The organism is Amycolatopsis sp. N2S4-7 (genome assembly GCF_058119595.1).
This window is the reverse complement of record NZ_CP172299.1, coordinates 10,039,937-10,057,861: the sequence shown is the minus strand read 5'-3', so window position 1 is coordinate 10,057,861 and position 17,925 is coordinate 10,039,937. Positions and strand designations below refer to the sequence as shown.

Annotated in this window: 21 protein-coding genes; 13 read left to right on the top strand and 8 right to left on the bottom strand. The window is 73.6% G+C overall.

Annotation, left to right across the window (positions count from 1 at the left end; all coding sequences use genetic code 11):
- Positions 1-18 precede the first annotated feature (18 nt).
- The 6 genes from ACH54P_RS47595 to ACH54P_RS47570 all read left to right on the top strand — a co-directional run bounded on the left by ACH54P_RS47595 (position 19) and on the right by ACH54P_RS47570 (position 6,700).
- Complete coding sequence (locus ACH54P_RS47595) at positions 19-1,596, top strand: SMI1/KNR4 family protein (RefSeq protein WP_489909907.1); 1,578 nt, start codon at positions 19-21, stop codon at positions 1,594-1,596.
- Between the two features lie 537 nt (positions 1,597-2,133).
- Positions 2,134-2,964, top strand: a complete 831-nt coding sequence (locus tag ACH54P_RS47590) for a CPBP family intramembrane glutamic endopeptidase (protein ID WP_489909906.1) — start codon at positions 2,134-2,136, stop codon at positions 2,962-2,964.
- Complete coding sequence (locus tag ACH54P_RS47585; protein ID WP_489909905.1) at positions 2,961-4,112, top strand: sensor histidine kinase; 1,152 nt, start codon at positions 2,961-2,963, stop codon at positions 4,110-4,112. Before ACH54P_RS47590 ends, ACH54P_RS47585 begins: the two co-directional genes overlap by 4 nt.
- A complete protein-coding gene (locus ACH54P_RS47580; protein WP_489909904.1) occupies positions 4,109-4,768 on the top strand; it encodes a response regulator in 660 nt (219 codons plus the stop codon). The genes ACH54P_RS47585 and ACH54P_RS47580 overlap by 4 nt, the downstream gene beginning before the upstream one ends.
- A gap of 90 nt (positions 4,769-4,858) precedes the next feature.
- Positions 4,859-5,251 carry a hypothetical protein gene (locus tag ACH54P_RS47575; RefSeq protein ID WP_489909903.1) on the top strand — a complete coding sequence of 131 codons (393 nt, stop codon included), beginning with the start codon at positions 4,859-4,861 and terminating at the stop codon, positions 5,249-5,251.
- 267 nt (positions 5,252-5,518) lie between these two features.
- Positions 5,519-6,700, top strand: coding sequence for a sialidase family protein (locus ACH54P_RS47570; protein WP_489909902.1), 1,182 nt, complete (start codon positions 5,519-5,521; stop codon positions 6,698-6,700).
- A gap of 345 nt (positions 6,701-7,045) precedes the next feature.
- On the opposite strand, the gene ACH54P_RS47565 is transcribed toward ACH54P_RS47570, so the two are convergent.
- From ACH54P_RS47565 to ACH54P_RS47550, 4 genes are read right to left on the bottom strand one after another with little or no spacing between them, the layout of a single operon-like run.
- Positions 7,046-7,240 (bottom strand): DUF2243 domain-containing protein, encoded by a 195-nt coding sequence (locus tag ACH54P_RS47565; protein WP_489909901.1) that lies wholly within the window; start codon positions 7,238-7,240, stop codon positions 7,046-7,048.
- Positions 7,237-7,968 carry a metallophosphoesterase family protein gene (locus ACH54P_RS47560; RefSeq protein WP_489909900.1) on the bottom strand — a complete coding sequence of 244 codons (732 nt, stop codon included), beginning with the start codon at positions 7,966-7,968 and terminating at the stop codon, positions 7,237-7,239. The genes ACH54P_RS47565 and ACH54P_RS47560 overlap by 4 nt, the downstream gene beginning before the upstream one ends.
- Positions 7,965-8,774, bottom strand: a complete 810-nt coding sequence (locus ACH54P_RS47555) for a nucleotidyltransferase family protein (protein WP_489909899.1) — start codon at positions 8,772-8,774, stop codon at positions 7,965-7,967. Before ACH54P_RS47555 ends, ACH54P_RS47560 begins: the two co-directional genes overlap by 4 nt.
- A 30-nt stretch (positions 8,775-8,804) precedes the next feature.
- On the bottom strand, positions 8,805-9,197 hold the full coding sequence (locus ACH54P_RS47550) for an STAS domain-containing protein (protein WP_489909898.1): 393 nt from the start codon (positions 9,195-9,197) through the stop codon (positions 8,805-8,807).
- A gap of 112 nt (positions 9,198-9,309) precedes the next feature.
- Here ACH54P_RS47550 and ACH54P_RS47545 point away from each other — a divergent pair, with 112 nt between their 5' ends.
- From ACH54P_RS47545 to ACH54P_RS47520, 6 genes are all read left to right on the top strand, one after another.
- Positions 9,310-9,774, top strand: coding sequence for an SRPBCC family protein (locus tag ACH54P_RS47545; protein WP_489909897.1), 465 nt, complete (start codon positions 9,310-9,312; stop codon positions 9,772-9,774).
- A gap of 34 nt (positions 9,775-9,808) precedes the next feature.
- Positions 9,809-10,606 carry a MerR family transcriptional regulator gene (locus ACH54P_RS47540; RefSeq protein ID WP_489909896.1) on the top strand — a complete coding sequence of 266 codons (798 nt, stop codon included), beginning with the start codon at positions 9,809-9,811 and terminating at the stop codon, positions 10,604-10,606.
- A gap of 166 nt (positions 10,607-10,772) precedes the next feature.
- Positions 10,773-11,603 carry a hypothetical protein gene (locus tag ACH54P_RS47535; RefSeq protein WP_489909895.1) on the top strand — a complete coding sequence of 277 codons (831 nt, stop codon included), beginning with the start codon at positions 10,773-10,775 and terminating at the stop codon, positions 11,601-11,603.
- On the top strand, positions 11,603-12,031 hold the full coding sequence (locus ACH54P_RS47530) for a phage holin family protein (RefSeq protein WP_489909894.1): 429 nt from the start codon (positions 11,603-11,605) through the stop codon (positions 12,029-12,031). The genes ACH54P_RS47535 and ACH54P_RS47530 overlap by 1 nt, the downstream gene beginning before the upstream one ends.
- Complete coding sequence (locus ACH54P_RS47525; protein WP_489909893.1) at positions 12,028-12,672, top strand: DUF3618 domain-containing protein; 645 nt, start codon at positions 12,028-12,030, stop codon at positions 12,670-12,672. Before ACH54P_RS47530 ends, ACH54P_RS47525 begins: the two co-directional genes overlap by 4 nt.
- Positions 12,673-12,732: 60 nt before the next feature.
- A complete protein-coding gene (locus ACH54P_RS47520; RefSeq protein ID WP_489909892.1) occupies positions 12,733-13,539 on the top strand; it encodes an MBL fold metallo-hydrolase in 807 nt (268 codons plus the stop codon).
- Between the two features lie 7 nt (positions 13,540-13,546).
- On the opposite strand, the gene ACH54P_RS47515 is transcribed toward ACH54P_RS47520, so the two are convergent.
- The 4 genes from ACH54P_RS47515 to ACH54P_RS47500 form a co-directional block, all read right to left on the bottom strand.
- A complete protein-coding gene (locus ACH54P_RS47515; protein WP_489909890.1) occupies positions 13,547-13,717 on the bottom strand; it encodes a hypothetical protein in 171 nt (56 codons plus the stop codon).
- 239 nt (positions 13,718-13,956) lie between these two features.
- Positions 13,957-14,253 (bottom strand): hypothetical protein, encoded by a 297-nt coding sequence (locus ACH54P_RS47510; protein WP_489909889.1) that lies wholly within the window; start codon positions 14,251-14,253, stop codon positions 13,957-13,959.
- Between the two features lie 105 nt (positions 14,254-14,358).
- A complete protein-coding gene (locus ACH54P_RS47505; RefSeq protein ID WP_489909888.1) occupies positions 14,359-16,131 on the bottom strand; it encodes a GMC family oxidoreductase N-terminal domain-containing protein in 1,773 nt (590 codons plus the stop codon).
- Between the two features lie 13 nt (positions 16,132-16,144).
- A complete protein-coding gene (locus ACH54P_RS47500) occupies positions 16,145-16,921 on the bottom strand; it encodes a hypothetical protein (protein WP_489909887.1) in 777 nt (258 codons plus the stop codon).
- A 307-nt stretch (positions 16,922-17,228) separates the two neighbouring features.
- Here ACH54P_RS47500 and ACH54P_RS47495 point away from each other — a divergent pair, with 307 nt between their 5' ends.
- A complete protein-coding gene (locus ACH54P_RS47495) occupies positions 17,229-17,891 on the top strand; it encodes a lytic polysaccharide monooxygenase auxiliary activity family 9 protein (protein WP_489909886.1) in 663 nt (220 codons plus the stop codon).
- Positions 17,892-17,925 lie beyond the last annotated feature (34 nt).

Below are 17,925 nucleotides of genomic sequence, written 5' to 3'. Positions count from 1 at the left end.
GTCGCTAGGCTCCGCCGCATGACCTCTGGGGACGCCGGATTCGGCGAAATCGCGAGAGCCATGGCCGAAGCACTGCGCGCGGGCGCGGGCGCGTCGTCGACGGCCACGCTGCAGCTGCGGCACACCGGCGGCGCCGTCTCGTGCAGCGCCTGGACGGCGGAGCGGGAGCACCTGTCCGTCGACTACACGCCGATCGCCCGGGTGCTGTTCGAACGCCCGCCGTCGGTGCTGGAGGTGCGGCTGGAGCCCGGCGGTGCCTACACGTTCACCGCACGGCCGGACGTCGCGTCCGTGTCACCCGGGCGGCTGGTGTTCGACGAGGAGTTCCGCTACCCCGGGCACCCGCGGCCCGGCCTGCCCCGGCCCGCGGCGGCCGAGCCGACCGGCGCACCGACCGATCCGGCCGTGCGCGCCGAAGTGACCCGGCTCGCCGGGGAGTTCGCCGAGCTGTACACCGGGATCAAGGGCAGCCCGCCACCGTGGCCGGCCGGCCGGACCGAGGCCGACCTGGCCGCCGCCGAGGCCCGGATCGGCGTGCGGCTGCCGGAAGACCTGCGCGCGCTCTACCTCGTGGCGGACGGCGACCCGCAGGAGTCCGGCCTGCTCGGCCCGTACTCCCACAACCCGCTCGACATGCTGGTCGAGCACTACCTGGACGGACAACCCGGTTCCTACGGCTGGGAAGACGACCTGGAGGACGACGGCGTCGTGTTCGAGACGCCGCCGTTCGGCCACGTGAAACGCCTGTCCCGCAACGATTGGTGGGTCACCTTCGGCGGCGACCGCGCGTGCAACTACCTCGCGGCGGACCTCGACCCCGCCGAGCGGGGCCGCCCGGGCCAGGTCCTCGAGTACGGCCGGGACATCTACGGTCCCTTGAGGTACGTGTCGCCGTCGATCACCGCGATGCTCACCGAGGTCGTCGAGGCGCTGCGGGCCGGCAAGTACGAGGACGGGGAGTACCTGTACCCGGAGACCGGGCTGCGCGACAACCCGGTGCGGTCGTACTCCGAGGTGCTCTCGGACGCGGCGGGGCTGGACCTGACGGCGGTGGTGGCCGGGCTCCCGGGACGCGAGCTGGTCCAGGAGATCTACCTCAACGACGCCGGCGACGTCGACCTGGCGGCGTTCGAGCCCTTGGCGGCACTGCGCTCGCTGAGCGTCAACCGCGCGGCCGCGGTGACCCCGTCGATCGGCGGGCTCGGGGCGCTGGAGTCGCTGCAGATCAGCGCGAACCGCGTGGAGCTCGCGGCGGTCGCCGGGCACGAGGTGCTGTGGGACCTCGAACTGGAGGGGGTCGGCGCACCGCTCGACCTCACGGTGCTGAGTTCGCTGCCCCGCCTGACCCGGCTGAACCTCGCCGGATCGGCGGTCCCGGACTGGGGACCGGTCTGTTCTCTGCCCGGCCTCCGGGTGCTGAAGCTGGACACGGCCCAGGTCCGCGCCCTGCTGGCATCGGGCCACCGGTTGCCCCGGCTGGCGGCGCTGTTCGTGACCGGAAAGACGACGCTGCAGGAGATGAGCGAACTCCGCGGCGCCTTCGCCGACGGCGATCCGGAAGGGACGGTGACGGAGATTTCCGGCGTGCTGGCCTGATTTCCGTGAGCCGCGCGGGTTCGAGGGCTGTCCGGGTCGCGCGGCCCGGGGGGTTTGGCGCGCGCTGCCATGGCCCGCAGCCGCGGCGCGCTGCCACGGCGCGCTGCCACGGCGCGCTGCCACGGATTCCGGGCCCCGCGGTCCCGCATCCGGCGCACAGCCGCGATCCCCGGCCCCACGGTCCCGCATCCGGCGCACAGCCGCGATCCCCGGCCCCACGGTCCCGCATCCGGCACGCAGCCGCGCTCCCCGGCCCCCCGTCCCGAATCCGGCGCGCAGCCCCGATCCCCGGCCCCCCGGTCCCGAATCCGGCGCGCAGCCGCGATCCCGGGCCCCGCGTCCCCGGCCCCGGCGCGCTGCCCGGCTCCCCCAGCCGCGCCGTTCCCCCGACCCGTGCCAGGGCCCCGAACCTCGCCATCCCCCGTGCGAGCTACCCGCGGATCTCCTCTCCAAGGTGACGATTCCGGACCCCGGCTTCCCTAGCGTTCGGTGCAAGCCGCGGCGCTCCGGTCGCGGACCTCTCACGAAGGAATGGTCATGCGACTGGTGAAGCAGCTCGCGGTCGTCGCGATCGTCGCGTTCGGGGGCAGCCTCGGCGTCGGCGCCGTGCAGGGGAACCCGGCCCTCACGTTCGTCCTCGGCGTCGCGACGGCGGTGCTGGCCGTGCTGGCGTACCGGTGGGTCGTGCGGTGGACCGAGCACCGCGCCCCGGACGAGCTGGCCGGGCCGGGCGCCGCCGGCCGGGTCGGCCGCGGGGTGCTGATCGGTGTCGCGCTGTTCGGGGCCGTCATCGGGAACATCGCGCTCCTCGGCGGCTACCACGTGCTCGGCTGGGGTTCGGTGGCGGGCGCGGTGGCGCTGGTCGGCATCTCGGCCGCCGCCGCGGTGACGGAGGAGCTGCTCTTCCGCGGCGTCCTGTTCCGGATCGTCGAGGAACGCATCGGCACCTGGGGCGCGCTCGCGCTGACCGCCGTGCTCTTCGGCGCCGCGCACCTGTTCAACGCCCACGCCACCCTCTGGAGCTCGGTCGCCATCGCGATCGAAGCCGGCGGCATGCTCGCCGCCGCCTACGCGGCCACCCGGAACCTGTGGGTGCCGATCGGCCTGCACTTCGGCTGGAACTTCGCCGAGGGCGGCCTCTTCGGCACCGACGTCTCCGGCCTGAGCGGCCCGGAGGGACTGCTGAACGGGGCCCTCTCCGGCCCCGCCGAGCTGAGCGGCGGCGAGTTCGGGCCCGAAGCGAGCGTGTACTCCCTGGTGGCCGGGGTGGCGGCGACGATCGTCTTCCTGTGGCTGGCCCGGCGGCGCGGTCACCTCGTCCCCCGTCGCCGCCGGGGCGCCGCGCCGGTCGCTACCCTCGTCCCGTGATCGACCTCCGGCGTGTCCCGGACCGGTGGCACCGGTTCGACGTCACGGTCCGGGACGTCCCGCTCGCCCTGGTGCTCGCCGTCGCCTCGCTGCTCCCGGTCCTGGACGGCCACGGCACGCAGGTCGGCGACCTGCCGACCCGCCCGATGGACGCGCTGGCCCTCGGCGTGATCGTCCTCGAATGCGCTCCGCTGGCCGTGCGACGCCGGTGGCCCGCCGTCTGCCTCGTCCTGGTGTCGGTCGGCTTCGCCGTCGACCAGCTCCGCGGCTACCACACGGCCGCGGGCACCGCGCTGCCGATCGCCGTGCTGAGCGCGGCCGCCCACCTGGACCACCACCGGCGCACCACCGCGATCCTGATGTCCGCCGCGTACGTGCCGCTGGCGCTGGCCCTCGACCGGCACGGCGCGACCGAAGGCGTGACCGGGTTCGTCACGTTCTACCTGGCCCTGGTCATCGTGGCGGGCATCGGGACGTGGCTCCGGCGCACCCGCGCCACCGAGGCGGCGCAGCGCCTCCACCTCGCCGAAGCCACCCGCGCCGCCGAACGCACCCGCATCGCCCGCGAGCTCCACGACGTCGTCACCCACCACGTGACGGCGATGGTCGTGCAGACGGAAGCGGCGCGCTACCTGACCGGCTCCCCCGACCGCCTGGACCAGACCCTGACGGCCGTCACGGACACCGGCCGGCGGGCCATCGCGGACCTGCGTCACCTGCTCGACCTGCTCAACCCGGACCACGGCGCCGAGCCGCGGACCCCGTCGGTCGGCGAGCTCCACGAGCTCGTGGAGCGGACGCGGCGGGCCGGGCAGCCCGTGGAGTTCACCGAAGAGGGCGCGCCGGTGGCGACGACCGGCAGCGCCGAGGTGACGGCCTACCGCGTCGTCCAGGAGGCCCTGACGAACGCCCTGAAGCACGCCCACGGCAGCCGCACCACCGTCCACGTGCGCCACGGAGAACGGGAGATCGCCGTGGAGGTCGGCACCGACGGCCCCGGCTCGCCCGCCACCTCCCCCGGCGGCAGCGGGCGCGGCCTGGCCGGGCTCCGCGAACGGGTCGGCGTGCTCGGTGGCGAGTTCAGCGCCGGCCGTCGGGACGGCGGGTTCCTCGTGCGGGCCCGCATCCCCCTGGGCAGCCCGTCGTGACCGCGCCGATCCGCGTGCTCGTCTGCGACGACCAGGCGCTGATCCGCACCGGGTTCGCGACGATCATCGACGCGCAGCCCGACCTCGAGGTGGTCGGCGAGTGCGGCGACGGCCGGTCCGCGGTCGACCTCGCCGCCCGGCTGCGCCCGGACGTCGTGGTGATGGACGTGCGGATGCCGGTCCTCGACGGCATCAAGGCGACCCGCCTGCTGGCCGGCGCCGGGGTGGCCGAGCCGGTCAAGGTGCTCGTGGTGACGACGTTCAACCTGGACGAGTACGTCTACGACGCGCTGCGCGCCGGCGCCAGCGGGTTCCTGCTCAAGGACGCGCCGCCGGCGCAGCTGCTGCACGGCATCCGGACCGTCGCCTCCGGTGCCGCGCTGCTGGCCCCGGAAGTGACCCGGCAGCTGGTCGGCCGGTACGCCGCGCGCATCCGCCCCGCCGGCGACACCCCGGACGGCGTGCCGCTGACGCCGCGCGAGCTGGACGTCCTGCGCCTCATCGCCGACGGCCGCTCCAACAGCGAGATCGCCGCGACGCTGGTGATCAGCCAGGAGACGGTCAAGACGCACGTGTCGCGTATCCTCACCAAGCTCGATCTGCGGGACCGCGTGCAAGCGGTGGTGTACGCCTACCGCCGGGGCCTGGTGACCTGAGCGGCGGCGCCGGGATGTCCGGAGTGCCGCGGCCGGGCCGGGCGTGAGATGCTCGACCGCGCAGAAGGCCACAGGGGAAAGGCGGAACGGGTGACCAGCTGGACCGACGTGATCAACTTTGTCCGGACGCGGTACGAGGTCCTGGAGGAGTCGGACGGCTGGCTGCGGTTCCGGCTCGAAGGCCCCGGCCACCGGACCCAGCAGGTGACGGCGCACCACCTCCCCGACCAGGACGGCGGCGAGTGGGTGGAGATTTCGTCCCCGGTCGGCTGGGCCGACAAGATCGACCTGCGCCGCCTCCTCGAACTCGCCGGCGGATCGGCCGCCGGCGGCGCGGCGGTGGTGGACGGCGTCGCGCTGCTCAAGCACACGGTGCCCCTGGAAGGGCTCAGCATCGAGCTCGAGTTCGAACGCCCCCTGAAGTCGGTCGTCGCCCGGGCGGACGCCTTCGAGCACGAGCTCACGGCGGCCGACGAGTTCTGAGCGGGAACCACCCCCGCGGCGGACGAGCCTGAACCGGCCCTACGCCGACGCGGTCAAGCCTGACCCGGCGCGCTCGCGCGGCCGACGAGCCTGAACGCGCTCGCCCCCGAACTTTCCTACCACCCGTCAAGCGGGCGCCCAGCGAACGGGCGTCCGCTTCTCGGCGTCCCCGCTCACCCCTTGACGAACGCCGCACCGGCTCTCTAGGTTCTCCGGACATAGGACGTCAGACATCCCATGTCCTACCTCGACGAGGAGGTAACCCCGGTGTCCCCCATTTCCCGGTTCGGCACGATCCTGCTGGCGGCGGCGACGATCACGCTGCCCCTCACCCCGGCCGCGGCGGCCGCGCCCGGGCACGGCTGCGCCTCTTCCGTGCCGTTCACCTCCGGCGCCGAGGGCTACCACACGTTCCGCATCCCCGCGGTGGTCCGCGCCGCGGACGGGGCGCTGGTCGCCTTCGCCGAAGGCCGGCGCGACTCGGCCGGCGACTCCGGGGCCATCGAGACGGTTTCGCGCACCTCCCGCGACGGCGGCTGCACCTGGAGCCCCCTTTCCGTCGTGACCGGCAACGGCGACGCGACCGCGGGCAACCCGACACCGGTGCTCGCGCGCGACGGCGCGCTGGTGCTGCTGACCGTCCGCAACGGACGCGTCTCGGAGAAGCAGATCATGTCCGGTGAAGCGTCCGAACAGGACACTCGCCGCGTGTTCGTCCAGCGCAGTGCCGACAACGGCCGCACCTGGACCGCCGCGCGGGACATCACCGCCACCACCAAGCTGCCCGGCTGGCGGTGGTACGCCACCGCTCCCGGGCACGCCACCCTGCTGCGGCACGGGCCGCACGCGGGCCGGATCGTGGTACCCGCCAACCACTCCAGCTCTCCGCCGCCGGGCTCGGCCGACGTCGGCACCGAGGCGAAGTACTACGGCGGCCACGACCTCTACAGCGACGACGACGGCCGCACCTGGCAGATCGGGTTCACCGACGACCGCACCGACGGTGTCATCGCCCCGAACGAGACGACGGCGACCGAGCTGCCCGACGGCACGCTCTACTTCTCCAGCCGCAACCAGGGATCGGCGCCCGAGCACCGCCTCGACGCATACAGCACCGACGGCGGCGAGACACTGGTCCGGCCGTACCGGGTGCAGCCGTCGCTGCCCGGGCCGAAGGTCGAGGGCAGCGTGCTGCAGACGACGATCCCGGGACTGCTGCTGCACTCCGGCCCGGCCGACCCCGCCACCCGCGCGATCATGCGGCTGCGCCTCAGCACCGACCGCGGACAAACCTGGCGCCCGGGCCGCACGGTGACCACGGGCCCCGCCGCCTACTCCGACCTGGTGCAAGCCAACCCCGGCACGATCGGCCTGCTGTACGAAACCGGCACGGCCGGCCCCTACGAGACCATCACGTTCCAGCGCATCCCGCTGGGCCAGATCGGCTGACCCCGGCACGAGGCCCGAGCCGGAGCGCCCGGCCGAGCCTGCGGTCCCGACAAGCCAACGCATCCCGCTGAGCGGAGTGGGCTGGGTGCTCATGCTGGGCCGGGCGGGCGGTGGCTCCCGCTGAGCCGAGCGGCTCCCCGCCGGGAGCGAGACCGGCTCGGCGGCGGGCCCAGCCTTCGGCCCCCGCGGGCGCCATACCACCCCAGCGCGAGGACAACGCAAGCCCCAGCTCCACGACTCGTACCCCGCGATTACCAGCCCCGCAGCCAGCGCTCGCGAAGTCTTCACTCGAGCGGGCCGCAGGAGGAACACCCCGGCTCCCAGCAGGAGCACCGCGACGCTGTTCTACGTCCAGTCGTCCGGCGTTGGATCGACTGTGTAGCGAATTTGGTGCAGGCCGAGCAGCTGGTGCCGGATCGTGCGGTCGTCCAGCTGGAACGAGCCGGCGCCGGTCAGCACCCCGCCGGTGAACGCGCGGCCGGAGAACCCGGTCGCCGCGGCGCAGGTCGGCCACGAGGGCCAGGCCGAACGTCTCCTCACCGGCGCGCGGAGAGCTGCGCCGGGTGCAGTTCGTACAGCGCGTAGGCCTTCCGGATCACCGGCTGCGCCACGTTCCGCACCCGCACCCCGCCCGGGGTCACCCCCTGCTCGCACCCGAAGTGGGCGTGCCCGTGCAGCGCCAGGTCCGCGCCCACCTCGTCGATCGGCTCGCACAGCAGGTACGAGCCGAGGAACGGGTGGATCTCCGGCGGCTCGCCGTGCAGGGTCCCGGGGATCGGCGCGTAGTGGGTCAGCGCGACGACGACGTCGGTGTCGAGGCTGCACAACGCTTCGCGCAGCGAATCCGCCGACGCCATCGTGTGCTCGACGAAGTCCTTCATCTCCCGCTCGCCGAAGCGGCTGGCGCACTTGCCCGCGAACCCGCCGCCGAAGCCCTTGACGCCCGCGACGCCCAGCGAACCGTCCGGCAGGTCGAACCGGGCCGCGTCGCCTTCGAGCACGATGACGCCCGCGTCGCGAAGCAGGTCGGCCATCTCGGCGCCGGCGTCGCTGTGGTGGTCGTGGTTGCCGAGGACCGCGACGATCGGCACGCCGAGGCCGCTGACCTCGTCGGCCACCACGCGGGCTTCGTCGAGCGTGCCGTGCCGGGTGAGGTCGCCGGCGAGCAGCAGGACGTCCGCCGTGCCGCTCAGGTGTTCCAGGGCCGGCCGCAGCAGGCCCCGGGAGTCCTCGCCCAGGTGCACGTCCCCGACCGCGGCGATCCTCATCGGCTGATCTCCTCCGCGTCGGCCGGTTCGCGGACGTCGGCGACCCGGACGTCGTTGTGCACCAGCTCTCCGGTCAGGTACTCGGCGACGACGGCGTCCACCTCCGCCTTCCGCGTGGGGCAGGTGACTTCGCCGGTCAGGTGGACGTGCTCGCCCCGGACGGTCACGTGCACGCCGAGCTCGGCGGTGCGGGGGTCTTCGGCCAGGGCCCGGCTGAGCCGGGCGACGAGGTACTGCGGCGGTTCGGGCACGAGGGCCTCCTTCGGGTCGATCACGGACAGGTCGCCGAGCAGGCTCAGGAACGCCCGGGCGTAGGGGGACGCCGACACCTGGACGGCCACCTCGGTCCAGTCGACCTGCTCGCGCAGGTCGCGGGCGATCTGCAGCAGCGGCTCGAGGTCGCAGCGGTGCGCGCTCAGCACGAGCAGCTTGTCCACGAGCAGGTCGGTGCCGCAGACGACGGGCGCCGCGGTCGAGCCGACCCGCATCAGCGCGGCGCGGTCGAGCAGCTCGTCGGTCACCGGCCGGTGGTTGGGCCGGTGGATGAGGTCGACGAGGATCTCGCCGTCGTAGACCTTGGTGAGCCAGTCCTCCGGCGGGTGCACGCGGCGCAGCCCGGCGGCGGTGAGGACCTCGGCCGCCCGTTCGGCGTCACCGGGCTTGAGGAACAGGTCGACGTCGTGGTCGGACGGCGGCCCGCCGCGGGCGTACACCGCCAGCCCGCCGGCGACGGCGAACCGGATGCCCGTGCCGTCCAGCGCGGTCACGACGCGGGTCAGGCTCTGCAGCAGCGCCTCGGCTTCCATGGCAGGTGACTACCCGCCACCGGGCCGCCCCTAACCGCCGTTCACGCCCGGGCGCCGCCGGATCCACGCGCGGGCGCCGGCCACGGTCGGGTGCAGGACCAGCGCGGTGTCCAGCCGGGTGAGCTGCAGGGCGCGCAGCACCGGGCGCCGGTCGGTGACGACGGCGAACGGCAGGTCGGCGGCCGTCGTCGCCGCGACGAGCTCGGCGACAACCTGCAGGCCCGCCGACCCGCAGAAGGTGATCCCGCCCAGGTCCACGATGAGCGCCCCGGGCCGTCCGGCGAGTGCGGCTTCGGCCCGCGTGCGCAGCACCGGCGCCGTGCCGAGGTCCAGGTCGCCGGCCGCCGCGACAACCACGGCTTCGGGCACGCTGCGCACCTGCACCGTCAGGGACGGGATGGGGTCGTCGGCGCTTGCGGTCACGGGGCCTCCTCTCCGTCGATGCCCGACTCTAGAGCGGTTGCATCGTTTTGTCATCGATTTGCCGGGTAACCGGGGACGGAGCACATCCCGACCGAGAAAGGACACGACCGCGATGAGCACCGTCATGGAATCCGTCGACGTCGAGACCGACGTCACCACCGCCTACAACCAGTGGACGCAGTTCGAGTCCTTCCCGCAGTTCATGGAGGGGGTCGACGAGATCCGGCAGCTCGACGACACCCACACCCACTGGAAGATCAGCGTCGGCGGGCAGACGCGGGAGTTCGACGCCACGATCACCGAGCAGCACCCCGACGAGCGCGTCGCCTGGAAGTCGGACTCCGGCCCGAGCCACGCCGGTGTCGTGACGTTCCACCGCCTCGACGACCGGCACACCCGGGTCACCGCGCAGTTCGACATCGACCCGGACGGCTTCGTCGAGAACGTCGCCGACAAGCTCGGCATCCTCGACCGCCGCGTCAAGGGCGACCTCGGCCGGTTCAAGACGTTCATCGAAGAGCGCGGTGGCCGCGAGACCGGCGCCTGGCGAGGTGACGTCCAGCGTCCCGGAGCCTGAGCGAACCGGGGCGAAGCGGGTCCATGATGGGAAGGTGGACCTGCCCGCCACCGCCCCCGCCGTCACCTGGACGGCGGGGGCGGTCGCCCGGATGCTCGGTCTCCCGCCCTCGACGCTGCGGGCGTGGCACCGCCGCTACGACCTGCCGCTGGCCACCCCGCAGACCGGCAGCCACCGGCGCTACGGGCGGGCCGACGTCCACGCCCTGCTGCGCATGAAGCAGCTGATCGAGCAGGGGCTGAGCACGGAGACGGCGGCCGCGCGGGCGTTCCGCCCCGGCGGCGAGACCGACGTCGACACGTTGTTGACCGCGGTCCGCCGGCTGAAGATCGACACCGCCACCGCGTTCCTCGACGAGCACCTGGTCGACCACGACGTCATCGGCACCTGGGACGGGCTCTGCCGTCCCGCGCTCGACGCCCTGTGCGGTCCGGACGCCGACCGCTGCGTCGACCTCGTGCACGGGCTGTCCTGGGCGATCGCGGCCGCCCTGCACCGCATCCCCACCCCCGCCGCCGCCGGTCCCCCGGTCCTGCTGGCCTGCGCGGACGGCGAGCGGCACACCCTGCCGCCGGAGGCCCTGCGCGCGGCACTGGCCGAACACGGCCGCGCGGCGCTGTTCCTGGGCGCGTCGGTCCCGGAAACCGCCCTGCGGCACGCGATCGAGCGCACGGACCCGGCCGCGGTCGTGCTGTGGAGCAGCCGCCCGGCCGCTACCCCGCCCGAGCTCCCCACGACCCGGCTGGTGCTTGCGGGCCCGGGCTGGCCGGCGAAGCCGGATCAGCCCGCCTCCCTCGCCGACGCGGTGTCCCTCCTGACCGACGGCGAGTGAGCGCCGGTCGGCTCGCCCGCGCCGGTGCACGCCTCGGAGCGCTCGTCAGGACGGGTGCCCGTCCGTTTATCCCGAAACCGCCCGGGTAGCCAGCCGCCCTACCAGGCCGATGTTTTCCATCGGCACCCACAAGGGCGCGGAAGTGCCTCTCCCGCAGGAGGTCGAGATGACACAGGGACCCGGCGGCCAGTCGCCGCCGCAGCAGCAGAACAGCGGGTCGCCGTCCATGCCGGAAACCGCGAAGGACGAAGCCCGCGAGGTGGCTTCGACCGCCGCCGACCGCGGGGGTGAGGTCGCCAAAACCGCCGCGGACGAAGCGAAGCACGTCGCGGCGCACGCGCAGCGGGAAGCACGCGACCTGCTCCGCGAAGGCCGGGCACAGCTGGAGTCCCAGGCCAAGGACGGCCAGCAGAAGGCGGCGCAGAGCCTCCACCAGCTGGCCGGTCAGCTGGAGCGGATGGCCGAGCAGACCGACTCCCCCGGCGTGGCCGCCGACGTCGCGCGGCAGGTGTCCGACCGGACGCGGTCCGTCGCGAACTGGCTCGAGCACCGGGAACCCGGTGACCTGCTCGACGAGGTCCGGCGCTTCGCCCGCCGCCGTCCCGGCACGTTCCTCGTCGGCGCGGCCGTGGCCGGCGCGCTCGTCGGGCGGCTGACCCGCGGGGTCGTCGCCCAGCACCAGGACAGCTCCGACGCTTCCCCGAACGGCCAGGCGACCACACCCGCACCGCACGCCGGCCCCGCCGCGACGCCGTCCCTGCCGCAGCCGAGTGCCGGGTACACCCCGCCGCAGCCGGCCGACGCCGGTTACCCGGCCGGGTACGCCTCGCCACAGCCGGGTGACACCGGTTACCCGGCCGGGTACACCGCACCGCAGCCGGGCGACGCCGGCTACCCCGCGGCGCCGGCCGGTCCCGGCGGGTACACCGCGCCGCAGCCGCCCGAAGCCCTGCCGCAGCCGAGCCCCCGCTTCTCCGCGCCGGGGCAGGTGCCGTGATGACCCAGGCACCCGGGCCCGTCCCCCGGACGGAGCACCCCGTCGACGTCGCCGACAGCTCGGTCGGCGAACTGATGTCCAACGTCATGAAGGACCTCTCCACCCTGGTGCGCCAGGAAGTGGAGCTGGCGAAGGCCGAAGTGAAGGCCGAAGCGGGCAAGGCCGCCAAGGGCGCGGGCATGCTCAGCGGCGCCGGGTTCGCCGGCTACATGGTCGTGCTGTTCCTCTCCCTCGCCCTGTGGGCGGGCCTGGCGAACGTGATGGACGCGGGCTGGGCCGCCCTCATCGTCGCGGTGGTGTGGGTGATCGCCGGCGCCGTCCTCTACGCGACCGGGCGGCGCGAAATCCGCCGGGTCAACCCGAAACCCGAACGAACCGTCGAGACGCTGCAGCAGGTCCCGGACGCACTGAAAGGCGAACGACCATGACCGAACCGGAGCGGATCCGCCGCGAAATCGAAGGCACGCAACGGAACCTGAGCACGGACGTGAACGCCCTCACCGAGAAGGTGACCCCGGGCCGGATCGTCGAACGCCGCATCGGCCGGGTGCGCACGGCGTTCGGCAACGCGAAGGACCGCGTCATGGGCACGGCGTCCGGCCACGCGTCGACGGCCGGCGACAAGGTCGGCTCCGTCGCCTCGACCGCCGGCGACAAGGTGGGTTCGGTCGCCTCGGCCGCCGGGGACAAGCTGAGCTCGGCCGCCGACACCGTCGGCGACGCCCCGGCGTCGATCCGCCGCGGTACGCAGGGCAACCCGCTGGCCGCGGGCCTGATCGCCTTCGGTGCCGGCTGGCTCATCTCGTCCCTGCTGCCGGCGAGCGATGCCGAACGCCGGCTCGCCGGGCAGGCCGAGGACCTCGCCCGCGAGCACGTGGCTCCGGCCGCCCAGCAGGCCGCCGAGGAACTGAAGGAGAACCTGCGCGAGCCCGTGCAGCAGGCCGCCGAATCGGTCCGGTCCGAAGCCGCCGACTCCGCGTCGACGGTCAAGGACGAAGCGCGTTCGGCGTCCGGCGACGTCACCGACCGCGCCCAGGAAGCCCGGGAAAACGTGCGTTCCCAGGGCTGAGGCGGAGTCCGGGGCGCGGGCCGTGCGGCCGCGCCCCGGCCCGCGCGGAAGGACCCTTCGATGCCCCCGTACGCGCCGCCCGGCGGCGACTCCCTGATGTTCGTCGGAACGGCGACCACGGTGCTCCGGCTGGGCCCGTTCACGCTGCTCACCGACCCCAACTTCCTGCACCGCGGCCAGTGGTCGTACTTCGGCCAGTGCCTGTTTTCCCGGCGCCGCACCGAACCCGCGCTGCAGCCGGCCGACCTGCCCCCGCTGACCGCGGTCGTGCTCTCCCACCTGCACGGCGACCACTTCGACCGGATCGCGGCGCGCGAGCTGCCCCGCGACACGCCCGTTCTGACGACCGAGCACGCGGCCACCCGCCTGCTGCGGCGCGGGTTCCACGCCCCGCTCCCGCTGCCGACGTGGACGCAGGAAACGTTCTCCGACGGCGAAGCGCGGCTGACGGTGACTTCCGTGCCCGCCCGGCACGCTCCCGGGGTGGCGCAACGCTTTCTGCCGCCGGTGATGGGCAGCGTGCTGGAGTACCGCGCCACGGCGGAGGCCGCGCCGCTGCGGATCTACCTCAGCGGCGACACCGTGCTGCACGACGAACTGCGGACCATCCGCGGGCACTTCCCCGACCTCGACCTCGCGGTCGTGCACCTGGGTGGGACGCGGGCGTTCGGCGTCCTGGTGACCCTCGACCACCGCGGCGGGGTGGATCTGCTCAACCTCCTGGAACCCCGCCGCGCGGTGCCGGTGCACTTCGACGACTACGGGCTCTTCCACTCCCCCGTGTCCAACTTCCTCGAAGAAGTCCGGGAACGCCGGCCGCCCACCCGGGTCCACCTGTTGCAGCGCGGCGAATTCCTGTCTCTCTGAGGAGCGCTCAGGGCCACGGCTCGTTCTCACCGAGCACCGGAGCTTCGCGGTGCTGGTCCAGGAAATCGGCCGGATCGGCGTCGGCGGGGATCTCGGCGTCGAGGACGTCGTCGCCCTCCGGGCGGACCGGAACCCGCTGATCGGCCACGTCGTTCGGCGGCGTGAACTCCTCGGACATCGTGACCCTCCCTTGTCCCCCGCCCGGTCCCGGTGCCGCTGCGGGCACCGGGACCTGCGGAGGAACCAGCGTGTCGAGACCATCGTCCGGAAATCGCGAAACGGCGACCCGGCACGGGGCGTCGCTGCCGCAGTGGTGCGCCTGGAGGCGCGGTGGCCGGGACTGCGCAGTCCTACCGGCCGCGGTCGGAGCAGGCAGCGGACGCCGAGGCCGTGGGAAACCCGGGTGCCGTCACGGCATCACCCACCTTTCCTCGTCGCTCCCTCGTCTCCGCACCGAACTTGCGGCGGGGAACGCTCCCGCCGCGGGCACTTCCCGGCGAGCGGCCGGGCGGGCGGGCACCGCCGCGCCTCACCGCGGGCGGCCGCCGGGGGTGGCTCCCCGGCAGGACGCCGTGCGGCGGGAACCGGCGGCGGTGGCGGGCCGAAGTTCGCCGCCACGATCGCGTCGAACTCCGCCCGGACCCACGCGGGGTCGGCCAGCACCACGTCGGCGAACCCGTCGGCCGCGGCCGAACGGTCGATCTTGTCCGGCATCGTCGTTTCACTCCCCGGATCGTCTCGCGATGTCACCAGGTCATGTCCTGCGCTTCACTATTTCTATAGCACCCACTGCAGGTTCCTTCAAGTCCCCGCTGCGGCTCAAATCCCCCGCGCCAGCACGGCCTGCGTGACCCGATCGTCGACCGACGACGTCGGCGCCTCCCGCCCAACCCAAGGATCACCACCGAAGTAACGCCGAAAAATCCCCTCCGCCGTCCGCGTCGCCACCGCCTGGGTCGTCAACGTCGGGTTGGCGCCGCCCGCCGCGTTGGCCAGTGCCGAGTTGTCCGCGATGAACAGCCGGTCCACCCAGCGGGCCTCGGCCGTGGCGTCGAGCACCGAGTCGGCCGCGTCGAGGCCCATGCGCATGCTCGACTGCACGTGGAGCAGCAGCGGTGCCCAATCCAGGCGGTGCACCCGCCGCGCGCCCGCGAGCCGCAGCAGTTCCGCCGATCGGGCGGCGAGGAACTCGCGGTTGCGGCGGGTCCGCGCCGTGCGGGCGCGGTGGCGGACCTCCACACGCGGCACCGGCCCGTGCGGGTCCGGCGGGATGACCGGCGAGCGCGTCACCCGGTTCTCGGCCTGGACGTCGTCGTCGGTGACGACCAGCGCCGTCAGCAGCTTGTTGACGTCGCCCAGTGCCGCCTTGAGGTCGTTGCCCACCAGCCTGCCGAGCGTGTCGGCACCCTGCGGGCCGACGCCCGCGCCGTTGTCGTAGTAGCCGGACATCCCGGCGTCGCTGTAGGCGAACGCGAACGCCTGCAACGCCGGCGGCAGGCAGACGTTCTCCACCCCGCCGTAGCCCGGGAAGTCCAGGCGGCAGTTGGACCCGGCGCCCTTCGCCTCGCCGGTGTACTCGTCGAAGGTGCCGACCACCCAGTCGAGGTGGTGCTCGGTCAGCCCGCGCCCCACCCAGTCGTTGGGGTTCGGCAGGCCGCTGTTGAGCCACAGCCGGGGGTTCTCGATGCATCCTCCGGCGAGCACGACGACGCGGGCCTCGACGGTGTGCAGCGCGCCGTCGGGCGTCCGGTAGACGACCCCGCGCGCCGCCGTGCGCGAGCCGGTCTGCTCCGACAGCACCCGCACGACGTAGGCGTCGGTGATCAGCTCCGCCGCCCGTCCGCCCGGCGCCCACGCGTCGGCGGTGAGCATCATCGGCACGTAGGAGTTGTCGGTGGACCGCTTGGCCTTCAGGTTGCGCGGTGCGCGCCGCGGCTCGAGGCAGCCCTGGAAGCAGTGCCCGCAGAAGGTGCAGCCCTGCGCCTCCGGGTAGAGCAGGCGCGCGGGGTCGTCGGTGCGGCCGGCGGTGCCGTGGGGTTGCAGGATCGCGTTCTCCTGCGCCCGGTAGGCCGGGCCCCGGACGTCCTTCCACGTCTGGTGCGTCAGCCCCATGCGCTCGGCGCCGCGGAAGAAGACGGCTTCCTTCGTCCCCATCGGCGCGGTGCGCACCGGCAGCGTCTCCTCGCACCACTCGTAGTACGGCCGGAGTTTGTCGTAGGAGAAGGGAAAGACGTGCGCGGTGTCGTACTCGGCCCGGTCGGCGCCCTCGTAGCCGGCGAACGCCCCGGCGGGCGGGCGCGGGCAGTTGCCGAAGTAGTGCAGTGTCGTCCCGCCGACGCCGGCGATCTGCCAGACGAAGGAGTTCTGCGGGAAGTCCCGCAGCCACGGCGCTTCCTCGCGCCGCGACGGCCCGACCCGGAACCGCCCGGTGATCGGGTCGTTGGTGTCGTCCTCGAGCCGGGTCCACTCCTGTTCGGGACGCAGGTGCCGCGCCCCCGCTTCGAGCACGAGCACGTCGAGCCCGCGCGCGGCCAGTTCCTTGGCCACGACGGGTCCGCCGCCGCCGGCTCCGACGACCACGATGTCGCGCATGACGGCGTCCTCCTCAGTCCGTTGCCCGGTCGATTCCGCGGTAATAGCCGCGGAATTCGGGCCAGCCTTCGCCGACCCCCTGATAGGCGCTGAGTTCCCAGCCCAGCGGAATGGCGGTCAGCCGGTTCGCCGCGCGGTCGAACACCGGCGCTTCCGAATAGGCGACGAATGCGGCCAGCGTCGGCACCGTGTCCAGGATGAATCGCACCGGGGTGCCGTCGGCGAGCCCCGGTTCCTCCAGCCGGCGGAACACCTCGACCTTGCGCGCGAAGGTCAGGTTGGCGAACGCGGCCGCGAACGGGCCCAGCGCGGCGGCCGGGTCGACCTCGACCGCGACGAGGTTCAGGATGGCCGCGACCGCGGCCGCGCCGGGCAGGTTCAGGTCGAACGGCCGTCCCACCAGCGGATACGGAATCGCCTGGTCGTAGACGTACTGCAGGGAGCGCCCGGCGCCCGCCGCGACGCCGCCCTCCGAGGCGGAGGTCCGCCCCTGCCGGACCGAAAACCGGTCCCGGCCCGGCACGAGGAAGGCCACGAGCCCGTCGAAGGCGTCGTCGATCGGCGGCAGCGCGGCCCGGGCGGCACCGCCGCCGAAGGCGAGGAGCAGGGGAACGGCGACGGCGCCGCCGAGCACCGCGCGCCGCCCGATCGGCCATTGTTCCGATTCCGGGACGGGAGGGTTCATGATCACCACCACGTTTCGCGATCGATCGGGGAATGCGGGCGGGAAACGTTCGCGAACGACTTTAGGCGCGTTCCGCGCGATTGCCGTCCGGGACCGGCGGATCACCCGTTCGGCCCCGGCCGCCTGTCCGCGGAGACGGGATTCGCCGCACTTCCCCCGTCCCCCGGTGACAATTTTTCCGAATACGCCCGGACGGCGCAGCCGCGGCGGCGCGCGGGCACGGTGCGTCCCCGGCGGCGGGACCGATCAGGCAGCGCGCGCCTTCCGGCCTCGGCCGTTCAGGAGCGGTTCAGCACGCGGCCGTGCCGGAAAGCGCTTTCCGCATCCCGTTTCGGCCGACCACGCGGTGTATGGTCTGGCGTCACCCCTCGTGGGAGCGCTCCCAGCATCGGCCCGGACGAAGGAGGAAAGCGTGGTTCCCGGACGAACGAAGACCTGGCTCACCCTGGCGGTGACGGCCGTGACCGCCGTGCTGCTGGGCGGCGTGCTCACCGGCGTCGCCGAGGCGCACGGGTCCGCCACCGACCCGCCGTCGCGCAACTACGGCTGCTGGAACCGCTGGGGCAGCGACTTCCAGAACCCTGCCATGGCGACGCGGGACCCGATGTGCTGGCAGGCCTGGCAGGCCGACCCGAACGCGATGTGGAACTGGAACGGCCTCTACCGCGAAGGCGTCGCGGGCAACCACCAGGCGGCGATCCCCGACGGGACGCTGTGCAGCGGCGGCCGCACGCAGAGCCCCCGGTACAACGCGCTGGACACGGTCGGCGCGTGGCAGATGGCGGACAAGGACAACCGGTTCACGCTCACCATCACCGACCAGGCCCGCCACGGCGCGGACTACCTGCGGGTCTACATCACCCGGCAAGGCTTCAACCCGGCGACGCAGCCGCTGGGCTGGGGCAACCTCGAACTCGTCGCCCAGTCGGGTCGCCTCGCGCCCGCGGGGCAGTACCAGATCGCCGTCGACGCGGGCGCCCGGACGGGACGGCACGTCGTCTACACCATCTGGCAGGCGAGCCACCTCGACCAGTCGTACTACTTCTGCAGCGACGTGAACTTCTCGGGTCGCTGACCGTCCAGGAGCCGGGCCGCGACGTCGCGGCCCG

Bases quoted from the DNA above. Each gene is read 5' to 3' on its own strand.
- ACH54P_RS47530 (WP_489909894.1), top strand. From the start codon at position 11,603: ATGACCCAGGCACCCGGGCCCGTCCCCCGGACGGAGCACCCCGTCGAC.
- ACH54P_RS47545 (WP_489909897.1), top strand. From the start codon at position 9,310: ATGAGCACCGTCATGGAATCCGTCGACGTCGAGACCGACGTCACCACC.
- ACH54P_RS47525 (WP_489909893.1), top strand. From the start codon at position 12,028: ATGACCGAACCGGAGCGGATCCGCCGCGAAATCGAAGGCACGCAACGG.
- ACH54P_RS47555 (WP_489909899.1), bottom strand. From the start codon at position 8,774: ATGGAAGCCGAGGCGCTGCTGCAGAGCCTGACCCGCGTCGTGACCGCG.
- ACH54P_RS47560 (WP_489909900.1), bottom strand. From the start codon at position 7,968: ATGAGGATCGCCGCGGTCGGGGACGTGCACCTGGGCGAGGACTCCCGG.
- ACH54P_RS47505 (WP_489909888.1), bottom strand. From the start codon at position 16,131: ATGCGCGACATCGTGGTCGTCGGAGCCGGCGGCGGCGGACCCGTCGTG.
- ACH54P_RS47520 (WP_489909892.1), top strand. From the start codon at position 12,733: ATGCCCCCGTACGCGCCGCCCGGCGGCGACTCCCTGATGTTCGTCGGA.
- ACH54P_RS47595 (WP_489909907.1), top strand. From the start codon at position 19: ATGACCTCTGGGGACGCCGGATTCGGCGAAATCGCGAGAGCCATGGCC.
- ACH54P_RS47510 (WP_489909889.1), bottom strand. From the start codon at position 14,253: ATGCCGGACAAGATCGACCGTTCGGCCGCGGCCGACGGGTTCGCCGAC.
- ACH54P_RS47590 (WP_489909906.1), top strand. From the start codon at position 2,134: ATGCGACTGGTGAAGCAGCTCGCGGTCGTCGCGATCGTCGCGTTCGGG.
- ACH54P_RS47535 (WP_489909895.1), top strand. From the start codon at position 10,773: ATGACACAGGGACCCGGCGGCCAGTCGCCGCCGCAGCAGCAGAACAGC.
- ACH54P_RS47515 (WP_489909890.1), bottom strand. From the start codon at position 13,717: ATGTCCGAGGAGTTCACGCCGCCGAACGACGTGGCCGATCAGCGGGTT.